Annotated in this window: 20 protein-coding genes and 2 pseudogenes; 10 read left to right on the top strand and 12 right to left on the bottom strand. The window is 53.6% G+C overall.

Annotation, left to right across the window (positions count from 1 at the left end):
- The first annotated feature begins 28 nt into the window (after nucleotides 1-28).
- The 4 genes from AC1Q8Q_RS10615 to AC1Q8Q_RS10600 are packed head-to-tail and all read left to right on the top strand — an operon-like array spanning nucleotide 29 to nucleotide 5,186.
- Nucleotides 29-1,096 carry an ATP-binding protein gene (locus AC1Q8Q_RS10615; RefSeq protein WP_492615042.1) on the top strand — a complete coding sequence of 356 codons (1,068 nt, stop codon included), beginning with the start codon at nucleotides 29-31 and terminating at the stop codon, nucleotides 1,094-1,096.
- Nucleotides 1,096-2,340 carry a hypothetical protein gene (locus AC1Q8Q_RS10610; RefSeq protein ID WP_045155623.1) on the top strand — a complete coding sequence of 415 codons (1,245 nt, stop codon included), beginning with the start codon at nucleotides 1,096-1,098 and terminating at the stop codon, nucleotides 2,338-2,340. The genes AC1Q8Q_RS10615 and AC1Q8Q_RS10610 overlap by 1 nt, the downstream gene beginning before the upstream one ends.
- Complete coding sequence (locus AC1Q8Q_RS10605; RefSeq protein WP_492615041.1) at nucleotides 2,337-4,484, top strand: methyl-accepting chemotaxis protein; 2,148 nt, start codon at nucleotides 2,337-2,339, stop codon at nucleotides 4,482-4,484. Before AC1Q8Q_RS10610 ends, AC1Q8Q_RS10605 begins: the two co-directional genes overlap by 4 nt.
- 6 nt (nucleotides 4,485-4,490) lie before the next feature.
- Nucleotides 4,491-5,186 (top strand): OmpA/MotB family protein, encoded by a 696-nt coding sequence (locus AC1Q8Q_RS10600; protein ID WP_492615040.1) that lies wholly within the window; start codon nucleotides 4,491-4,493, stop codon nucleotides 5,184-5,186.
- Nucleotides 5,187-5,285: 99 nt separating this feature from the next.
- Here AC1Q8Q_RS10600 and AC1Q8Q_RS10595 read toward each other — a convergent pair whose 3' ends face one another.
- A complete protein-coding gene (locus AC1Q8Q_RS10595; protein WP_492615039.1) occupies nucleotides 5,286-5,828 on the bottom strand; it encodes a hypothetical protein in 543 nt (180 codons plus the stop codon).
- A 66-nt stretch (nucleotides 5,829-5,894) separates the two neighbouring features.
- Here AC1Q8Q_RS10595 and AC1Q8Q_RS10590 point away from each other — a divergent pair, with 66 nt between their 5' ends.
- Nucleotides 5,895-6,050: a hypothetical protein gene (locus AC1Q8Q_RS10590; protein ID WP_492615038.1), complete on the top strand. Its 156-nt coding sequence runs from the start codon at nucleotides 5,895-5,897 to the stop codon at nucleotides 6,048-6,050.
- Between the two features lie 23 nt (nucleotides 6,051-6,073).
- Here the strand turns inward: AC1Q8Q_RS10590 and AC1Q8Q_RS10585 are convergent, their stop codons facing one another.
- The 6 genes and pseudogenes from AC1Q8Q_RS10585 to AC1Q8Q_RS10560 form a co-directional block, all read right to left on the bottom strand.
- A complete protein-coding gene (locus AC1Q8Q_RS10585; RefSeq protein ID WP_492615037.1) occupies nucleotides 6,074-6,433 on the bottom strand; it encodes a hypothetical protein in 360 nt (119 codons plus the stop codon).
- Complete coding sequence (locus tag AC1Q8Q_RS10580) at nucleotides 6,430-7,182, bottom strand: hypothetical protein (protein ID WP_492615036.1); 753 nt, start codon at nucleotides 7,180-7,182, stop codon at nucleotides 6,430-6,432. The genes AC1Q8Q_RS10585 and AC1Q8Q_RS10580 overlap by 4 nt, the downstream gene beginning before the upstream one ends.
- 216 nt (nucleotides 7,183-7,398) lie before the next feature.
- On the bottom strand, nucleotides 7,399-7,896 hold the full coding sequence (radC, locus tag AC1Q8Q_RS10575; protein WP_045155628.1) for a RadC family protein: 498 nt from the start codon (nucleotides 7,894-7,896) through the stop codon (nucleotides 7,399-7,401).
- Between the two features lie 53 nt (nucleotides 7,897-7,949).
- Nucleotides 7,950-8,249, bottom strand: a pseudogene (locus tag AC1Q8Q_RS10570) (recombination directionality factor); the annotation flags it as partial.
- Between the two features lie 619 nt (nucleotides 8,250-8,868).
- Nucleotides 8,869-9,836 (bottom strand): annotated as a pseudogene (locus tag AC1Q8Q_RS10565) (DUF932 domain-containing protein).
- Nucleotides 9,837-9,841: 5 nt separating this feature from the next.
- The gene (locus tag AC1Q8Q_RS10560) at nucleotides 9,842-10,258 is read right to left on the bottom strand and encodes a hypothetical protein (RefSeq protein ID WP_492615035.1); all 417 of its coding nucleotides are present in this window, start codon (nucleotides 10,256-10,258) and stop codon (nucleotides 9,842-9,844) included.
- 154 nt (nucleotides 10,259-10,412) lie between these two features.
- Here AC1Q8Q_RS10560 and AC1Q8Q_RS10555 point away from each other — a divergent pair, with 154 nt between their 5' ends.
- Nucleotides 10,413-10,751 (top strand): helix-turn-helix transcriptional regulator, encoded by a 339-nt coding sequence (locus AC1Q8Q_RS10555; protein WP_492615034.1) that lies wholly within the window; start codon nucleotides 10,413-10,415, stop codon nucleotides 10,749-10,751.
- Nucleotides 10,752-10,991: 240 nt separating this feature from the next.
- On the top strand, nucleotides 10,992-12,047 hold the full coding sequence (locus tag AC1Q8Q_RS10550) for a YagK/YfjJ domain-containing protein (protein WP_492615033.1): 1,056 nt from the start codon (nucleotides 10,992-10,994) through the stop codon (nucleotides 12,045-12,047).
- A 15-nt stretch (nucleotides 12,048-12,062) separates the two neighbouring features.
- On the opposite strand, the gene AC1Q8Q_RS10545 is transcribed toward AC1Q8Q_RS10550, so the two are convergent.
- Entirely contained in the window at nucleotides 12,063-12,800 is a 738-nt protein-coding gene (locus AC1Q8Q_RS10545) for a hypothetical protein (RefSeq protein ID WP_045155631.1), read from the bottom strand.
- Between the two features lie 63 nt (nucleotides 12,801-12,863).
- Complete coding sequence (locus tag AC1Q8Q_RS10540) at nucleotides 12,864-14,207, bottom strand: site-specific integrase (protein WP_045155632.1); 1,344 nt, start codon at nucleotides 14,205-14,207, stop codon at nucleotides 12,864-12,866.
- 596 nt (nucleotides 14,208-14,803) lie between these two features.
- Here AC1Q8Q_RS10540 and AC1Q8Q_RS10535 point away from each other — a divergent pair.
- Both AC1Q8Q_RS10535 and AC1Q8Q_RS10530 read left to right on the top strand, forming a co-directional pair.
- Nucleotides 14,804-15,022: a hypothetical protein gene (locus AC1Q8Q_RS10535; protein WP_083348758.1), complete on the top strand. Its 219-nt coding sequence runs from the start codon at nucleotides 14,804-14,806 to the stop codon at nucleotides 15,020-15,022.
- Nucleotides 15,023-15,246: 224 nt separating this feature from the next.
- A complete protein-coding gene (locus AC1Q8Q_RS10530) occupies nucleotides 15,247-15,561 on the top strand; it encodes a hypothetical protein (RefSeq protein WP_151141774.1) in 315 nt (104 codons plus the stop codon).
- Between the two features lie 178 nt (nucleotides 15,562-15,739).
- Here AC1Q8Q_RS10530 and AC1Q8Q_RS10525 read toward each other — a convergent pair whose 3' ends face one another.
- From AC1Q8Q_RS10525 to AC1Q8Q_RS10515, 3 genes are all read right to left on the bottom strand, one after another.
- Nucleotides 15,740-16,243 (bottom strand): hypothetical protein, encoded by a 504-nt coding sequence (locus AC1Q8Q_RS10525; RefSeq protein ID WP_168757812.1) that lies wholly within the window; start codon nucleotides 16,241-16,243, stop codon nucleotides 15,740-15,742.
- 256 nt (nucleotides 16,244-16,499) lie between these two features.
- Nucleotides 16,500-16,919 (bottom strand): DUF6691 family protein, encoded by a 420-nt coding sequence (locus AC1Q8Q_RS10520; RefSeq protein ID WP_168757813.1) that lies wholly within the window; start codon nucleotides 16,917-16,919, stop codon nucleotides 16,500-16,502.
- A gap of 2 nt (nucleotides 16,920-16,921) precedes the next feature.
- Nucleotides 16,922-17,356, bottom strand: a complete 435-nt coding sequence (locus tag AC1Q8Q_RS10515; protein WP_168757814.1) for a YeeE/YedE family protein — start codon at nucleotides 17,354-17,356, stop codon at nucleotides 16,922-16,924.
- Between the two features lie 186 nt (nucleotides 17,357-17,542).
- Here AC1Q8Q_RS10515 and AC1Q8Q_RS10510 point away from each other — a divergent pair, with 186 nt between their 5' ends.
- Nucleotides 17,543-18,187, top strand: coding sequence for a DUF2268 domain-containing putative Zn-dependent protease (locus AC1Q8Q_RS10510; RefSeq protein ID WP_248678348.1), 645 nt, complete (start codon nucleotides 17,543-17,545; stop codon nucleotides 18,185-18,187).
- The last annotated feature ends 79 nt before the right edge of the window (nucleotides 18,188-18,266 follow it).

The raw sequence follows: 18,266 nt of genomic DNA, 5'->3' as shown, positions 1-18,266 counted from the left end.
TGCTGTCCGATAGCTTTCTGATGCGCCGATGGGTTTCCAGCGGCTCAATGAAGACACTGCCTTCGGACTTCCGCAAGCTTCTCTTGCAAGGCTGCAAAGCCCAAGAGCTCAAATCAATGGACTGGTGATTACAGTGTCCTCCAGAGACTATCTCTATCAGAAGTTACGGCCTGAACTGTTGGCCGCCACCGAAGAACCTCCCGCCAAGACTGCGTCCGCATCGCGAAGCACATTGCCTCGCTTCACACTGGAGCGGGACGTAGTGCTTTCGCCGCAGGTCAAGCAACAGCTCGATGAAGCCTTGGTGAAAATTCACCACCATCACACCATCTACGTCACCTGGGGCTTCGCTGAGGTCGACCCTTGTGGCAGCGGCACGATCCTGAACTTTCATGGCGCGCCGGGTACGGGAAAGACGCTTACGGCCGAGGCATTTTCCGGGAGTATCGGCAAACGGCTTATCAGCGCCAGCATTGCCGACCTAGAAAGCAAGTTCATGGGCGATACGTCAAAGAATATTGCGCAGTTGTTCGAGTCGGCGCGTGCTGAAGACGCCGTGTTGTTCCTCGACGAGGCCGATACCTTGCTGGGTAAACGCTTGTCGTCGGTCACCCAGGGCATTGATAACGAGGTCAATGCCATGCGCTCCACACTGCTTATCGAGTTGGAGAAGCACACTGGCATCGTGATTTTTGCGACTAACTTTGCGCGCAACTATGACAGCGCCTTTGTCAGCCGCATTTCTCAGCACATCCGTTTCGAACTGCCTGGCGAAAGTGAGCGGCGAGCACTATGGGCACGCATGTTGGTACCCGGAATTCCTCTGGCAGAGGAGCGCGAAGGGGTGCTTGACGTCCTCGCCGCAGTGTCTGGGGGACTGTCGGGTCGTGAAATACGCACATGTTTGAGACTGGCTTTGCCCAAGCCCCTGCTGGCCCATGGCAACGGGGTACTGCACCAGGCTCATCTACAGGAAGCACTCGCTCAGCTATTGGCTGCGCGTCAAGACATTCACACTTCGCGACCCGAGGTCGATCTCGGCACCGTCGCGGCGACACGTAAAGCATTGGGCATTCATCAAAGGAGCGATAGTTAATGGGCTGGTTTGATTCTCTCGTAAGTACGGTTTCAAACGCCGTGTCGTCGGCGTTTCGTGCTGTCAAACAAACAGTCAGCAAAGCCGTCAAATGGCTTGCCGACGAAGCAGAAACCTTTGTCGGAGAAGTCAAACGGCTTTACCAGGCAGCCAAGCCTTACATTTCCAGCATGCGCGTAGGGCTTCGGACCCTGGCGACCCATGTGCCCTGGCCGTGGGTCAAAGCCTTGAGTCTGGGTCTGGAACGTGCCTTGGCTGTACTGGAGCACCTGGACACCCACCCGCTGGCCGCCAAGGTGCAGCAGGCCATCGATTGGGTGATCGCTCGAGCCCGTGAATGGCAGAAAAAGTTGCTGGATGAGCAGGAAATCGCTGAAGCGCAGGCGCGGGAGCGGGATCTGAATGCTGCCATGGCCAAAACCCAAGGCCCAGAGCGCGAAGCACTTCAGGCGATTGCACTGACCAACCGTTACCACTTGGTCAAGGCATTGACCAATCGTCTGATCGAAACGGAGGCGTTCGTGGATTTCGACCACTACCTGCGCGTTCGCGCTGTGCAGAAGCTGCTGCAGGTTTACGAAGAACAAATGACCCAGCTTGAAGACATCGGCTCCCTGAGCCAGGAGCCGCTGTTCATTATCGATGTCGCCGCCCAACTGATCGAAGCGCGGGCAGAGTTGAACGATGCTGACGTGCAGCGTCTGGATGAACTGACCGTCAAGCACTTTGACAAGGCAGTGATTCCGTTTGTGTTCGAGGAGATGATCCTGGTGTGGGGCCTGGATTTGCAAAATGCTCAAAAAACCTGGGAAGAGCTGAATAAACGAGTGGTCAAGGACCGAGTGCTCAAGCGCCGCCTGGAGATGGAGGCGGAACTGGAACCACTGGAAGCAGAAGAGGCGCGGATGCTGGACGATCTGCGCATTCTGTTGCCGCGTGACGAAGCTCAACTTGAAGCGCTGGGCAACGAGACCCGCGCCAAGCGTAATTATGTGTTCGCCGCGGAAGGCTTTCTGCAACTGCTTGAGAAAAGCGAGGAACAGCTCGTGGCCGATGATCAGGAGTATTTGATCGACCACGGTGGCAGGGTTGGCGAGATTCTGGTGCGTTGCGCTCAAAACGGCGAGAAATGGGAACGCCTGAGCCCAGAGGAGCAGTCGCTGATTGTCAGCTTCGCCAATATTTTCGAGACCGACTGCAAGAAGCGTACTGATGCCTTCAGAGTGATTGAGGTTGCGGCATGATTGGCGAGATCCTGCAGTTCTTGACCCCTTCGCTGAGCAATCCGCTGGAAGTGTTTTTTTTCAGCATCATCCTGTTCGGTCTGTTGCTGTCGCTGATTACTTCACAGGTTTTCGGTCAGCCGGCGAAGTGGGAAAAAAACTGGCGCGGCGGGGCTCGCATCAACGCGCTGGACATTGAGCACGGATCCATCGGTGAGTTGAGCCACGCTGTCGCCTCCGGTTGGGAGCGCTTTGCTTCCAATATGCCGGGGTTGCTGCTGATCATCGGGCTTCTGGGCACGTTCCTGGGGCTGGGCCTGGCGTTGGACAAGGCATCGACCATCCTTCAAGGACATGACGATTCGCTGAACGCCATGAGCGGTTCCCTGACCCAGCTCACCGGCATGATGAAAGACCTGGGCACCAAGTTCAAAACCTCCACTTGGGGGATTATTGCCTTCATTATGATCAAGCTGTGGGAAGCAGCACCCTGGTCGGCGGAAAGCAAGCGCACGGACTGGTGCCTGGGGCATATGAAGGCTGAGATCGATCTGAGCCGAAAAGCCGCGCTTGCATTGCATGCCGAACGTGATCAGGTGAACCTGACTGCCCTCGAGACTGTCGGTACCCGGCTGGTCGAGGCATTCAATGCCCAAGGGCTGCTGGTGGCCTCCGAGCTCAAGCAGATAAAGGCTGTCGAGTTCCAGAACGGCAAACAATCTGAAAGCCAACTCACAGCGCTGGGTGAAAGGCTTGCCAGTCTGGCAGTCGAAAATGAACTCGGCCGTAAAGCCTCGCAGGCGCTGCGCACGGAAAGTGAGCAAGTGAATCGGGCCGCACTAGAAAATGTCGGTACGCGGCTGATTGAGGCATTCAACACCCAGGGTCTACAGCTGTCGACCGAGCTCAAACAGCTCAAGGCGGTTGAATTCCAGAACGGTAAACAGGCCGAGAGCCATTTCAATGCGCTGGCTACCCGGCTTGCCGACCATCATCAACAGCTCGGTGAGATCGCCAGACTCAGTGAAAACCTTCCACGAATCGCCGAGATGAGTACTCAGCTCAGCCGCTTGGTTGAGGTCGAAGAGAGCCTCAAGAGCCTGCAGACGCTCGAGATGCAATTGGGCGAAGTGGCGGACAGCACCAGGGCGTCGCGCGAAAGTCTGCAAGGTTACGTGGAGGCCAAAACCGACAACTTGCTACGTCAGGAGGCCGCGGTACAGTTGATGGGCGAGTCCGCCACGCTACTGGCTGATTCGGCTGGGCTGCTTAAAGGCGGTGTGCAGGTCATGCAGGAAAAACTCAGCGGCGCGATTCACTCGCTGAATGAGGACTTCGCCGGGCACTTGGTAGAAATGAAGGTGAGCATGGATGGCAACATCACCCGGCTGGGCACCGTCATGGAGACTATCGAAGAGAGCCTGACCGGCACCATTAGCACGATGAGCCGTGATTTTACCCAGAACACCCAGGACATGGCAGCCAACCTGAAAGGGGCGACCGACAATATTTCCACTGCGGTCCATCAGTTGTCAGAGCACGTCGGCACCGTGGTCAACGAAGTCAAGGTGACCACTGAAAGCGCCAAGGACATGCAGAAGAAAACCAGCTCCCAGTTCTCCCTCACCAGCGCCACGCTCAACGAAGCGATTGAAGTCATGAGCTCAAATATGGATGAGCTCGGTAAGAGTATTTCGCAGGGCCTGAAGGAGGCGTCCGAGGCAGGGCAGAAGATGGATGCGGTGGCGAAAAAGCTGGTGACCTTCCCGCAACTCGCCGAGCAGTTCACTGCGCTCAACGTGCAATTCAAAACCATGACTGACCAGGGTGCTAAAACCCAGGAGGCACTGGAAGCCTTGCCGGCCAGGCTGATCCCTTTAAATGCAGGCGTCAAACTGCTTGAGCAATTATGTGATTCGGCGCGTCAGCTGCCCCCGGTTATTCAGGACGTGAAGGCAATTGCGGAGTCGCATCGTCAAGGCCAGCAAACCATGAACGCTCTGCCTGAACAGTTGGCGGCCAATATCGACAAGCAGTTTGCCAATCGCATCCAGGTACTCAGCGAGGCGGCACAGTCGACGGTGATGTTGCTGGGCCGACTCACGGCGGACTATGAACCTGCGCCTGCGAGTGGTTTGCAGACCGATAAAGCTCAGCTGGCGTAATCGACCATGAAAGAAAAACCCAGCGAATGGATTTCCATCTCGGACCTCATGGCGGGTGTCATGGCGGTCGTGATGCTCATGCTTGTGGTTTCGGTGTTGCAGAACAAGGCGGCCGAAGCGGCGATGCGAGTCGAGAAGCAACAGATGGAAGCGGCGCGTAAGGCAGAAAAGGCCCAAGGTGCGGCAACTCAACAAACACGCCTGAGTGCTTTGCTTGAAGCGATGCAGGCGGACCTTGCGCATGGCGGTGAAGGTGGACTTATCGATGTCGATATCAAGAACCGCCGGCTGACTTTGCCTGACAACGCCTTTGGCCGTGGCAGCGCCTGTATTACCGATGAGGCCAGGCAGGCGCTCACGCAACTGAGCGTTCGCGTCGCTACCTTCATTCACGATTACGGCCAAGGCCAGGTATTGGTCGAGGGGCATACCGACAATGTGCCGGTAAGCCGTCCGGTCACTGATTATGCGCGGTACTGCACGGTCTATGACGATAACTACACGCTCTCCGCTGCTCGGGCACGGGAGGCGCGCAAGTTGTTGGTGTTGGCCCTGGACGGGCAGCAATCACTGCGAGTGATTGTGGCGGGTTACGGTGATTCCAGACCAAAACCCGGCCTGAACCCGGCAAGCGCCGAAAATCGGCGCGTTGAAGTTCAGTTGGTGGTGTCTCAGGAGGATCGCTCGCTCGACGGGCGCTGATCTCTGTCTTGAAGGGCACGTCACGCAGGTAACGTGCCTCGTGAACAGAATGGTTGCCGACAGCCTGCTGTTTAGGGTCGGCAACCGGGATGCGAACGCTCAATTCGCCAATCTGGCGACCCCCACGCATTCATTACCCTGCATTTTCAGTTCAAGGATGACCTTGCGCGTATCCAGCACGGCCTGGCTGATTTCACGCAAGCGTCCGGTGCTGTCTGTCGTGAGTTTCAGCAGGCGTTTGTCTTGGGCCTTCAACAAGGACTGCCGTCGTGCATTGAGCTCCGCGCTGGACTCGGTAAGGGCGGACAACTTGTTGGCTCTTTCCTTGTAAGCATCGCGAAATTTTTCGATGGCGCCGTGTTTACCCTCGAACCTTTCGGCGACGCTGGTGAGGGCGTCAAGGCGCACTTGCACCCACTCCATTTGCCCCGGAAAGGTATCGAGCAAGCGACACGCGACCATTCGGGCAGCCAGGCAGAGCTGTGATTGTTCGAGTGAATGACTGAACCTTTCCAGCTCTTTTTCCAGCGCCGCTTTCAACTTGCTGGTGCCGAAGGTGGTGGAAACATTCAGTGTGCGAATACTGTTGGTGATGTTGTCGAGTTCGAGTTCCAGATGCTTCTGGATTTGCCCAAGTTGCACTTCCTGAGCTTCAAGCTGAGCAGGGACTGAGTCATTAAGTTTCCCGTTCAAAAGCGCGGGTGCGATTTGACGCAGGTAATCAATGCTGCCAGTGATCTGGCCTTCTCGCTTGTTTTGCTGAAACTGCTCGATGCGCTCTACCCCGGCGAGGATGTCACTCAACTTGGCGCTGATGTCTGCCAGGTGCTGTTGGGCGACGACGGCAGAGGCAATCTGAAATAACGCAGCCGAATTGACCAGGCTTGTCAGGTATTGTCCTGAAACAGTCTGGCGTGTTCAGTAAATTTGCCGTCGGCAGATCTGGAGAAGGCACGCAGACCGTTGCCATCCTTCGCCGCTGCCAATGGGCCATTGATCTCCACTCGAAAATACTGATTCGAGTTTGCAACGCCCGTAGTGATCAAGTTGGGTATAGACTGGAGAAGGGGCGATAGTCGGCTCAAACCCAGTTGCGCTACCTGGTTGCTGTCACCGTGATCAAATGCAGTTGGCAGCGAGAGTGCCTTTACCGAGAGCACAGGAGCATTTTCGCTCGAGCCAACCAGCCATTGCTCACCATCGTCCCGTTTGGCGAGCCCTTTGATGCGAGTAATTTCACCAGTCATGGTTTACCTCCAGGTAAACGAGGCTGCATGCCTTTCTGTCGGATGTAGGCGATTTGAACCACGCAAGGCAAGGTGATCCGAAATGCAGGGGACGCCAGAGAATAGCCTGCCAGACCTGCACCCAGAGCGACTCCAATTGGACCCAGGGCCAAGCCTGCCAACCTGCCCATGAGCATCTCCGCTCCCAACACAGCACCTGCACCGAGAAGGTTGGCTCCCAGGGAGGCGGAAACAAATGAGGTCACATCCAGTGTTGCCGCATGCCCAAAGCCCATACGGTTCAAGAAGTGGGTGAATGAGAAAGGATTGGCGGCATCAGACTCGCCAAACTTCTCTGCAAATTGCGCACGAGCTTCCTTGGACATCTTGTCCCATGCCTTGTCCAATAGGCGTTGCAATACTTTTAGCTCAATCGTGCCGAGGTAGTCTGAGTCCGTATTCTTTCCGCCGACATGGGAAAGCACGTCGGTGGCGATCTCTTTGTACGTCACGCCGCCACTACGGAACAGATTGGTAATACTGTTACCGCCAAACATGCGGAGCTCGTGCACCAGCAATGCCAGCACATCTTTGTCAAAGGCCTTGTCTTCACGAGCCTGGTGCAGAAATTCCTTTACCGTACCAGCAAGCGAGATCCGGCCTTTCCCTGCGTCCGTGATGTAATCCACCAATAAACAAACGTCATCTGGTTCGGCTGCCAGCAGCAGCGCAAGCAACGGCTCGTCACCGGCAATATCTATTTCAGACATCTACTCCCCCCCCCTTGGTTAAAAACATGCATCGTAAAAGTACTTCTGACGCTGTGGGCGCCCGATTCCATAGCCCTAGCATCAGCTCACCAACACTTGCGTTCGCCAGTTTTACGAGCTGAGTACAAGCGCGGATCATGAAAAAAATAAGGGCGAGCTCACATTGTTGATGACCACCCCGGCTTGAGCCGAGGTAGTCTATCGGACGGTGTAAGATTAGAGATAACCCATTTCGGCCAATGACACGCTGCCTTCACGACCTACTACCACGTGATCCAATATCCGGGTACCAACCATGTTGAGGGCGTTCTTGAGGATAGTGGTCAGGATGCGATCAGATTCGCTGGGCTCCGGGTCGCCAGAGGGGTGGTTATGTACCAGAATCGCGGCTGCTGCATTGTGTTCCAACGCAATCTTGACTACTTCGCGTGGGTAAACGCTGGCTGCATCTAGCGTGCCTCTGAATATCTCTCTGAAGGCAATAACTCGATGCTTGCTGTCGAGCAGTAGCAGAGCAAAGACTTCGTACTCGTGGTACTGCAGCAGAGTTTGCAGGTGGCTGAAAACCTGCTTCGGCTCAGTCAGTGCCCGGCCTTTAGACAGACGACTCATTGCTAGCTGTTGAGCCATCTGCAATATGTCGGCCTCAGTGACCGGTGACTCCATGACATAGGTGCCGGATTCTTCTCCAGCCCGGAGTTTGTGATATTTCATGACGGTATTCCTGTACGAATGAGGGGGGCACGCTGGGGAGGTTGAGAAGGACGTTACTGGGCCAAATGTCTGCTGTTGTGCTGCGTGGCTTGCGACTCCAGCTTCTGAGCAAGTGAGGGTTTCGCAGGCGCTGCCAGTTGGGCTTGGTGCTCTACGGGGCTGGACTGATATTCCATGACAGGAAAGAACTCCTCGACGACGGCGCCGGTGTCCTCCTCGCTGTCCTCAAAGGCTCCATTGTTAAAGCCCTGCTGGGCAGCATGGTCCAAGGCGCTCTGGTCAAAACCGGAGGCTTGCCGGGCTTCGTCCAATTTCTTGGCTTCTAGCAAGCCGTTTTCTAGGCTCAGTCCGTTGTGTGCCCATGATTTTTTCCTGTGCGGCATAAAAACGCCCGGCCAGCAGAAGCTAACCAGGCGCTTTAATAGTTGAGTCGCGATCACCGCGTGAGTTTGTGCAGGCAAATAGTTGAAGGCATGGCGCGGAAGGAGCTGCGTTACGATTTTTGTAAGGGGCGGAGACGTATCCTGCGAAGATGCTTTAGAGCCTACTTTGTTCAGGCAGCAGGCTGAAAAGCCATAGCGCTGCGAGGACAGACATCAGCAGAGGTGGGAAGCGCCACATCAAGGCCAGTAACAAGACGGCCGCGATGCAGCCTGCAAGTACTCCGGTGAAGGCGAATATTGACGTTATAAAGCGTAGGGTGGCCATGTTATTTATCTCTTAACCGTTCAATAATATTGAGCCCTTGCTGAGCGCAAAAGAGTTCTGGGAGGAGGTGCTAGATGCCCCCGGACACAAATCAGATTGAGCGCATCCTTTGGCGTGTGGTCATCCGCCGTCTTTTATGCTGACTTACAATCTTGTCCTTGTTGTTTAATGGATTTTCTTTCATAGCACGCACCTCGCGTGTTTAGAGAAAACCGATCAGCGCGAGACTGACCGGGCTCTGCGGATTGAGGAAAATAGGGGCAGTCATGCAACCAATTGCAGGGCAGCGTCTAGAGCACGTTGTTTGATCTGCGCCCCTTGGCCGAACCAAGCCGAGTCCAGGCGATACTCTGCACTGCGTGCTCGGCGTTCATGGTCAACAAACTCGGTCACGGCATTGAGCAGTCCCCAGGCGGTGCCATTGGCTGATGCCAAGTTAGCGCCTCGTCCATACCCTTCGTACAAGCTTTGCACTTTGCGTAGGCCGCGTTCGTTGGGCAGCACTTCCGGCATCTGGGCAGTGGGGCTGGTTTCGCATAGCACGCTCATAAAAAAGCCCAGCGCCTCATGCCACTGCACCTTACGCTCGGCCAGCGCGCCCATTCGGTACATGAAGTCGTCCCATTGCGAGACAGCGATGCCGAGTTGCTTTTTCACCACTTTAAAATCGAAACGTGTGTATGCGGCACCTTAATCGCACGGGCGGCGCCGTCTAGGGCGACGTTAAGGTTGTTGTTGCAGACAACCCGCACAGTGGTCGGTGTCGCCGTCGTAGCTAGGGTGCCGTCGCAGGACGTGGCCAGCAGAAGGTAACCGTTGACCTGATCGTTGCCTTTGAGCACTGCTTTTTGTCCGGTGCGCGCCAGCGCCCAGAACTTGCGACCGCCCTTCAATACACCGGCGGTTTCCAGCTCGTAGCCGGAGACTTCGGTGAGATCCCGGTAGAACACCAGCACCTCCCGTGGCTGCACAATCTGGTAGCGCTGAGATACCACCGAGAGCGGCACTTTAGTGTCGGAGCGGCAGAGCACTTTCTGTTCTGGGAAAGTGTGGATGGTGCCCAAGTGACCAGCGGTGTCAGATTGGAAATGGACCGGGCTTTCTTTGATCTGCCAGTTCATGCCAGCTTCACGTTGCCATATTTCGATGGGCTGTTTTGAGGGAAGGTTGTTACCCAGACTGTGCCATGGGGCGGCGCCGACATAGGCCGTTTGTTCGATTTGATGAGTCATGGTTGTTATTCCTTGTTGGGGAAAGCGGGCATACGTGCGGCGCAGCAGGTTTTAGGGGAGAGGTTCGTTCCCGTTGAGTGATATCGCTGGCTGAAGTGATAGCCGTCACTCAGCCAGAGGCTGTTTGCCAATACACATTTCGCCGGCGCAGTGAGCGGCTGAGTACCGATCTGGTGATGAGTAACGCGGTTTGTCAGGTAGCCGTGGAGCGAGCCGAACAACACGCCCAGCTCGCTGTGGAGTGGATTGGTCAGCAAAGCTGCTGTTGGCACGAGCGGGCTGCCGAGTAGCAGGCGGCCTAGACCGCGGACAATGATGTTGAGTGGAACAATGGCGCAGGCGATTTTCACAGCGGCTGCGAGCGGAAAGGTATTGGTGGGTGAGTATCTGAAGCACTGTAATGACATGGTTTGGGGTTCCATGAGTGGGTTCAGCGCAGTGATATAGATTTGAAAGAAAGTGCAATCGAGTGGCTCAGAAGGCTAGTAAGGCCAAAAAGTTGGTTCCCATCACCAGAAAGTTAGTTCCCAGCGCCTCCTGTCCTCGGTTAAAGCGAGAAAGAACAGTTTTCGAGCCATGCATCTAAGTGCTGTCAATCAAAAAATGCGCGCATGTGACAGGTTTTTGCATGCAGGCGCAAATGCGCTGCATATCAACATTTGCCAAACTAATCTTACGTTCAGGCAGGTCTGGAGAGGCAAAATGGCAGATAGAAATCGCGTACTGAAAGTATTGCGCATCAGGCAGGTACAGGAGCGGACAGGGCTGAGTCGGTCGACGATCTATGATCGATTGAACCCGCGTTCGCCACGTTATGACAGGTCCTTTCCGAAGCCCATGAAAATTGGTTTGTCGGCCGTCGGCTGGCTAGAGAGCAGCATCAATGAATGGATTGAAAGTTGCTTCGCTGCGTAGTGGGTATTTGACAATGGTTAGGATTCTTTCGATGGCAAACATTTAATATTGTGGTATTAAAAATACGCTAACTTTTAGGGGTTGATAATTATTTTTTTGCTCTGCATGCCTGTCTCTGGCTGGAGGTGAAAGGTTTTTAATGTCTGGGTATTAATGGAGTTTTTAATATATAAAATATATATTGATTTTATATGTGCGTGTGATGCGGCTTAATAGGTGTTTTTTAATGAGGGGTTATAAGTGGATGAAGATGGAAAGATTGTTGAGAGTTATTTTTTGATAGAGGGCTATGATCGAACAAATAGTGGGGAGTTGGTGTCGGGTGTTGAGTATGATCGCAGGGTTGGTCTGGCTCTTAAGGTAGGCCCATTGGTTCGAGAAATAACCTCCTCTGACGAGGAATTATTTTTTATTGATTCTAAAGATTCGCGTTGGGATGAACTCAAGTCGACGTCATTAGGGCGACGTTTAATTAGGTATGTGCGTGGTGAGTATTTGAAGATCGCTGATGATGCGGAATATTGCTTGAATCCCTATTTTGAAGTCTTCAGTTTATGTATTAATCGGTATGATTTACTTAATCATATTGGCCTGATTAACAGTGTGTGGGGTGCGCGCGTAAAGGAAGTTGTACGCGTGCTCAATGCTTGCGTGGACGATATAAGGTGCGAGGTTAGGAGTGTTGCGTTCAAGAAACGACTTAAGAGCTATCGACGATCCGTGACGGAAAATTACAATGAACTGAATTCATATGTGAACGATTTATTCAATATCCATGCGCGCATGCTAGTGTTGAGAGTTGATTTAAGCTACCTGGAGGCGTTTCGTGTCGAGGGTGGTATAACTTTCGACGATGCCTGGCAGCATCGCAGCAGTCTGCTGAAGGATCTAAATAAGGGGCGGTTTGGCCATCTATTGGGCTACGCATGGAAACTTGAGAAAGGGGGGCGCAAGGGCTTGCACTACCATCTGCTCTTATTTTTTGATGGGGCGCAGGTTCGGCAGGATGTCGTCCTTGCTCGGATGATCGGTGAACACTGGAATACAGTAGTCACCGAAGGGCGCGGGAGCTACTACAACTGTAATGCTTTCAAGAAAAGTTACGAGCGCTGTGGAATTGGCATGATATCTCACACCGATGCGCTGGCGCGTGAAGGGATAAGGGAGATCGTTTTATACATGACCAAGCTCGATGAATACTTCAAGTTATCAGTGCCAGGGGTGAGATGCTTTGGAAAGGGTGTGCGTCCGAAAATACCCCATATACGCCGTGGAAGGCCACGAGTAGTGGCCTGATACTGTGCTCCTCGCTCAATGATTATGGGGGATCGTCAGCCACTCGCTGGAGTATTTTTCATACGTCTGGCGAACCATGTCTTGAGGTTCGCCTTTTTTCGCTTTTTTCTTGTCGTACTTGAGCCAACGTTTGACCGCGGTTTCAAGCTTATTGGTATCTGCTAGGTCAAAGCGTTTCCCACCTAGCGTCTTTAAGCTTTGGAGGATGATTTTATTAAGCGGTCCGATAATTGATTCAAGTGCCTCCTTTTCGCTTTTCCATCCGCCAGAAGAAGGGGCGGAGAGTAGTCTGATAACCTCCTGTCGTTCAGGGTCATGTTTCGAATGTCTTGCTTGGGCGGCTTTGCGGCCTTGTTTGCTCAGTACCTCCTCCTCATCTACTCCTGGATATGAACTCAGAATTCCGAAGGTCAATCCAACTTGATAGTTAGCCTGGACAATGAACGACCACGCAGACTTCTCATTGCCTTCTTTTTGATTGATTATTGCTAGCTCTGTGTAAACGCAGGCATGATGAAAATGGCTTTTATAAGGGGCTCGGATTTTGCTCTGGGTGGTGCGATTGTCTTGCTCTTGATCGACGGTCTTGGCATTGATGGTGCCATCCATGATCTCTTGATGGATACGTGCCAAATGTTCTGATAGGTCGAACTTAGAATCCAGTCGGTGGTGCAATAAACTCAATATGCTAAGTGTTTTCTCTATCGTGGTGTTAAAGTTATGGGCTTCAAATTTTTGATCGCAGACTGTCATGTGCTTCCTTAATTTTTGTGGCGGTGATTTACTAGTGCAACCTGATAATTGTCACCGCTACTGTCAGAGTGGCATCAGTAGCTCAAGATGTTTGCCGAGCTTATACCATGCTTCTGCCATCTCCGTTGTATAGCTGTGACGCTGGTAGGTGCGTTTTACTTTGTTTTCTTCCGTGTGGTTCAGGCAGCGTTCTGCTACCTCAGGTAGGACTCCCTGCGCGGTCATAACCGTGGCACCTGTGCGTCGTAGGTCGTGAGGCGTCCACTTTCCGCCTGGCAATAGTAGTGCCTGGGCTTTAGAGCTTCGTCGACTCATTGTGCCCTGTTCTGGCTGGCGCTGTCTGTCACCAAGTTGCTTGGTTACTGTTTTAGAGCAAACTGGCCCGCTATCATCAGTGTTGGGATAACACCAGGCGGAGTTAGCGTTAATTGCTCGAACAAACTCGAACTGTTTGATTGCGAACGACGACAGAGTAATGCTGTGGGGTTTGCCATTTTTGCTATTCTCGGCAGGAATAAACCAAGTGCCTTTGACAAGGTCTAAATGTATCCAGCGCGCGGCAAGAAGCTCCCCAATACGACAGCACGTAGAAAGCGCAATCCAAATCGCCGCCTCGGTAGAGCGCAGTAAACCGGCTTCAGGGGCTACCTTGGCTAAGGTGCGAATTTCTTCATCGCTTAGAACTCGGTCACGTTCGACTTCCTTGCCGCCAATCTTGGCTTTACGGATACTGGCGGTTGGATCGTATTCAATTAAGTCGCGATCTACTGCAAAGCGGAACATTTGACGCATCAGGGAAAAGGCAATTTTTGCTGCGCGATTGACTCCGCGAGCCAGCATGGTGTCAGTTACTGCTGTGATGTGGCTTTTTTTAATGTCTGCTACAGCGACGTTTCCTAAGAGCGGTAGTACGTCTTTTTCAAACATACGACGTACTTCTGCGCCTTTATCCTTGCGGTTGATCAGATCAACCTTGGCCCAATGCTCGAATAGCTCAGTGACGCTTTTCCTCGCAGCCTGCCGAGCTTGTTCTGCTTCTTTACTAGCCTTTTCTGAAGCTAGGCGGTCTAGTTCCGCATCGCGTGCGGCAATGCGAGAGGCTTCCTCAGCAGCCAGATGCTCGCGGATATCGCGAGTTCCTGCTTTGTGCAGACCAGCAAGCTCTTTTGCTCGCTGGCCTGCTTCGGCGAGCGTCATAGTGCCTTCTAGTCCATCGCGACTGTAGGTACCAATTGGGTAGGTGTCACGGTCACCGCTGCTGTTTGAGTAGCGAAAGTAGAAAAGGCGCTCACCGCTGGGCGTGATGCGTGCTACCAAACTGCCGTGCCCCCAGATGGCAACCTCGCTCAGCCATTTATCATTACTGCCTGGCTTCGCAGTCATCTGTCGGTCGGTGATCTTTGCCATTGTCTATCCGTTGCTCCAGTTGCCAATTCGTTGCCAATTGATATTGGCTTTGACGGAATTCTATCGGATGTGGTCGGACTGTAAAATAGCTAGTGGCTAGTAAAATAAAGGGTTATGAGGTTGTCGTTAGATTTGTAAGGATTGCTTTGGATTGGTATTCACCTTTATGGGGTGCTAGGGGTAGAGTGTTCGAATCACTCCGTCCCGACCATATTTACTGAGTAAAATCAGACAGTTAAGCCGATCATCTAGATCGGCTTTTTTGTGTCTGCGCCTTCCCCCTCATCCCGTGTAGCAGTTTGCCACCTCCCTGGATTCCTTAAGCGCTCGCTTCAAATACGGTTCCTCAACCTTCGTTTAGGGGGCCGTGGTCTGTGCCTGCTTCAGTCGCCCGTGGGCATTGTGGGGTTCCATTTCCGCTCCAGCGCCTGCGCTTAAACCGACTGATCTTGATGATTTCTTTTTTCATTGAATGCCCCATGTCGCGCACGGCGGTCGGCAGTGGGTTGAGGGGGGAGCTAACCGTTCGTCAGTGCTTACGCACGATCAGCCAATTGGCAAGTCGATGAAGTAGCCCAAAAAAAGAAAGGTTCCTTATGCGACCGCTAATCCTCGATTTGCCGAATGGGCGTGAGCTCGCAAATGAACTTGATCTTGCTATTGAGCAGATGATGGCCATCTCGGTCGAGCTAATCGGTGGCGCAGAGTGGCTCGCGGCCTCCACCAGGCAGCAGGAAGCCTTCCAAAAATGGCGAGAGTATCTTCAGCTCATGGCTTATGGGCGAGTGCATGTCGACTCATTAAAGGTTGCCTGAATTTACGGCTCCTTGTAGCTGAGCCAGAGCAAGTTGAGCGGAGCTGCTGCTTGAGTTGGATGCTTCAACTACAAGCATGATGCTGCTGGTTTCATCACGAGACATGGCGGGGATCGATTGGGATCTGGCCGTTCAGAGGCATCGCGATGTTTGTGAGGCCTGGAACTCATTCATCCATCAGCCAGTCCCCAAGGCGAACATTTGAACGCAAGGCGTAGCCTAAAATGAACTACAGACGCCGTGAGGATCAGGTGTTGAGTTCAGCTACATTTGAGCAATCAGCCAAACAGGTGAAGCTCATGACTTGCTTGATTTGCAACGGGCCTGCAACGGCAATTGATGCTGATGAAGATTATCTGGAGAGGGCCTGTCCGAAGTGCGGGCATTATCGAATCACCGGTGCGGCGCTTGTGCTGATAAAAGTCCACGGCTGGCACTTTGACGTGGAGCTGGCCAGGAAGTGGATCGCGGACAATCAGGCATCTGGCATGATTCCAATCATCGATTCGCACCAGGCACCTCGCTTGATCGACGTTTAGATTCACTTCATGTTGCTTTTTCGACAGTCCGGCGAAAGACGGGAAGGGCAACTGCCTGTTCACGCCCAGTCGTCCTGCCCGCTTTGTCGTAACCCCAGAGGTTGCTGCCGTCGAACCGCTCAGGGCCGAGGTAACCGAGATGCAGTGGTTCGACGGTACAGCGGTAATTGCGCTGTTCTTATTGGCCGGGCTTGGCTGGCGGCTGCCCCTGCATGTAGTTTTGATGCCACATCATGTGATCCATCATCATCTGTTGCATCCCGGTGTACCTTTCCATCATGTACTGGCGTTGACTCTTTTGCTCCGGGGTCAGGTTCGAGTAGTCGTGCCAGCCCATCGTGTGGCCAGCACCCATCATGTGGTCGCCACCCATCATGTGTTTTTTGCCCATCATTCCCGGCCCCCACATGCCATTCATCATGCTCATCCCATGTTGCATCGTTTCCCAATGCTCCTGAAGGAGCTTTTGCCGTTGCTGGGGATCCTGGGTTTGCTGGATTTTCTCCATCTGTGCCTGCATCTTCTTGAAGGTGTCTTGCGCCTGAGCCATCTGTTTATCGAACTCGGCAACATTTGGCGTTTGTTGCTGCGTCTGGGTCGGTTGAGATGGCTCGGCTGCCAGGGCCCATGCGGGGGTTAGGGATGCGACGAAGAAAAGCACGGCCAATTTGCTATTTTTCATGTCTGGCTGCCTTGGGTGGGGGTGAGCTGAACCCAATTCTGAGTTAACCGATTGCGGAATTTGCGTTAGCCCGCATTCGCCAACATGACGGATTTCAGCATGACGATTGCCTGTGACCCTTCAATAGTTAACAGGGCTGTCAAAAACAACCTTGATATTTATCAGATACCGAAGGGGTTCTATGGCAAACGCATCTTCCCGCCAGCCAACGCTGCAGCAGTGCCCATGCCATCGACCTTTCATGGCAACCAACCGATCAATGGCTGCGCCGGGACTCCAGCGCAGTGAACAAGAGCATGCCAGCCAGCATGGCTAGCATGAATACGATGGCTTGCCAGTGCCCGGTCAGCAGTATGACTACAGCAGGACCTGGACAGATCCCGGCGATTCCCCAACCAATGCCGAATAACAGGCTGCCGCCAATCAGGCGTGGGTCCAGTTCACGCTTGACCGGTAGCTGCATTGGCCGTCCCAGCAGCGAGCTGGATTGTCGGCGTGCCCAGGTCAGGGGGGCAATGGCGACGCCAATCGCTCCAACCATGACCAGCGCCAGGGAAGGATCCCAGGCACCGGTCAGATCCAGGAACGCCAATACTTTTCCCGGGTTGGCCATGCCTGCCAACAGAAGGCCGAAGCCGAACAGCAAGCCGGCAATGAATGCGCTCAGTTTGATCATGTTCAGCCCCCCAGCAGATGACGCAAGACATACACCGTGGCGAAGCCACTGAACATGAAGCACGCAGTGGCAACCATCGATCGCCGCGACAGGCGCGATATGCCGCACACTCCATGGCCACTGGTGCAACCGGAACCGTACCGTGTGCCGATGCCCACCAATGCACCGGCAATAATCAGTCCGAACCAGCCGCTGTGGAACTCAATTCGCGGCAGCGTGGCGAACAAGCCCCATAGCAGCGGCGCGATGAGCAGGCCCAGGAGAAACAGTGCTTTCTCACTCACCCCCTCGCTTCTACGCTGTAAAAGACTGCCGATCAGACCGCTGATGCCTGCAATACGCCCGTTGGCGACCACGAACAGACTGGCCGCCAAGCCGATCAAAGCGCCGCCTGCGAGGGATGACCAGGGGGTGAAGTTGAGCCAGTCGATAGTCATGAAGTTTCTCCGGCGCAAAACGTAGGCAGAAGCGAAGGGTGCTAAGTGTTAATGTTTGGAGCGGTCATGCATTTTCGTACTGATCAATAAACGAACTCAACTCGGTCGGTCTGAACATGGCTGATCGGCACAATCCAGTTGACGACTTATCGCGTTACCCAAGGCTTTATGCAAGGAGGCATGATAATGACATCCATAAATTTCCATTTCATCGACGCGCGCGGCGCGCTTATCGATCACCGTGATTGGCTTCACACCCGCCTGTTAGCAACCTACGCAAAGGCAAGTGCGTTGATGCCGTTGCGCCCACTTGATGTGATCGTGAAAGCTGGCACTCATGTCATTCCAGAAAAGGGGCATCTGGGATATACGCCGGAACCAGGCCTTATTTTTTTGACCGTAGATCCTGCAAGTGACATTTTCAGAGCCAACCAAGAAGCGTCGCTCGAACGAATGTTTGCACATGAGCTACACCATGCCGCCCGATGGGATGGGCCAGGTTATGGATCGTCTTTAGGTGAAGCGCTTGTTTCGGAGGGACTGGCGGGCGCTTTTGCACAGGAAGTCTGTGGTGGTTTACCTGAACCATGGGAGCGCCTCGATGTGTCTGACATTCGACGCCATGTCGCAATGGCGGCAAGCTACTGGAGTCGCAAGGATTATGGCCACGACGCGTGGTTCTTCGGTGCATCTGACCTCCCAAGATGGTTGGGCTATTCTCTTGGATTTCATCTCGTCAAACGATTCCTGCTGGAGCATGAGGGCAGTACATCTTCCAGTCTCGTGGAGATGGAGGCCGAAGCGTTTCGTGGGGTGCTCGCAGTTATCTAAAACGTTCAGGCTCAGGTCATCAATCGATCTTCGAACTGTGGACACGCCTCGTATTGTGCATCTAACCAGGCGTTCAAGC

The organism is Pseudomonas sp. GW823-FHT06B06 (assembly GCF_058795195.1).
The sequence above is the reverse complement of the archived record's forward strand: the minus strand, read 5'-3'. Positions and strand labels throughout refer to the sequence as shown.

What these genes read in the sequence shown, in the direction of transcription:
- AC1Q8Q_RS10615 (WP_492615042.1), top strand. Translation starts at nt 29, where the DNA reads ATGGGTTTCCAGCGGCTCAATGAAGACACTGCCTTCGGACTTCCGCAA.
- AC1Q8Q_RS10610 (WP_045155623.1), top strand. Translation starts at nt 1,096, where the DNA reads ATGGGCTGGTTTGATTCTCTCGTAAGTACGGTTTCAAACGCCGTGTCG.
- AC1Q8Q_RS10605 (WP_492615041.1), top strand. Translation starts at nt 2,337, where the DNA reads ATGATTGGCGAGATCCTGCAGTTCTTGACCCCTTCGCTGAGCAATCCG.
- AC1Q8Q_RS10600 (WP_492615040.1), top strand. Translation starts at nt 4,491, where the DNA reads ATGAAAGAAAAACCCAGCGAATGGATTTCCATCTCGGACCTCATGGCG.
- AC1Q8Q_RS10585 (WP_492615037.1), bottom strand. Translation starts at nt 6,433, where the DNA reads ATGACTGGTGAAATTACTCGCATCAAAGGGCTCGCCAAACGGGACGAT.
- AC1Q8Q_RS10580 (WP_492615036.1), bottom strand. Translation starts at nt 7,182, where the DNA reads ATGTCTGAAATAGATATTGCCGGTGACGAGCCGTTGCTTGCGCTGCTG.
- radC (WP_045155628.1), bottom strand. Translation starts at nt 7,896, where the DNA reads ATGAAATATCACAAACTCCGGGCTGGAGAAGAATCCGGCACCTATGTC.
- AC1Q8Q_RS10560 (WP_492615035.1), bottom strand. Translation starts at nt 10,258, where the DNA reads ATGGAACCCCAAACCATGTCATTACAGTGCTTCAGATACTCACCCACC.
- AC1Q8Q_RS10555 (WP_492615034.1), top strand. Translation starts at nt 10,413, where the DNA reads ATGCATCTAAGTGCTGTCAATCAAAAAATGCGCGCATGTGACAGGTTT.
- AC1Q8Q_RS10545 (WP_045155631.1), bottom strand. Translation starts at nt 12,800, where the DNA reads ATGACAGTCTGCGATCAAAAATTTGAAGCCCATAACTTTAACACCACG.
- AC1Q8Q_RS10540 (WP_045155632.1), bottom strand. Translation starts at nt 14,207, where the DNA reads ATGGCAAAGATCACCGACCGACAGATGACTGCGAAGCCAGGCAGTAAT.
- AC1Q8Q_RS10535 (WP_083348758.1), top strand. Translation starts at nt 14,804, where the DNA reads ATGCGACCGCTAATCCTCGATTTGCCGAATGGGCGTGAGCTCGCAAAT.
- AC1Q8Q_RS10530 (WP_151141774.1), top strand. Translation starts at nt 15,247, where the DNA reads ATGAACTACAGACGCCGTGAGGATCAGGTGTTGAGTTCAGCTACATTT.
- AC1Q8Q_RS10525 (WP_168757812.1), bottom strand. Translation starts at nt 16,243, where the DNA reads ATGAAAAATAGCAAATTGGCCGTGCTTTTCTTCGTCGCATCCCTAACC.
- AC1Q8Q_RS10520 (WP_168757813.1), bottom strand. Translation starts at nt 16,919, where the DNA reads ATGATCAAACTGAGCGCATTCATTGCCGGCTTGCTGTTCGGCTTCGGC.
- AC1Q8Q_RS10515 (WP_168757814.1), bottom strand. Translation starts at nt 17,356, where the DNA reads ATGACTATCGACTGGCTCAACTTCACCCCCTGGTCATCCCTCGCAGGC.
- AC1Q8Q_RS10510 (WP_248678348.1), top strand. Translation starts at nt 17,543, where the DNA reads ATGACATCCATAAATTTCCATTTCATCGACGCGCGCGGCGCGCTTATC.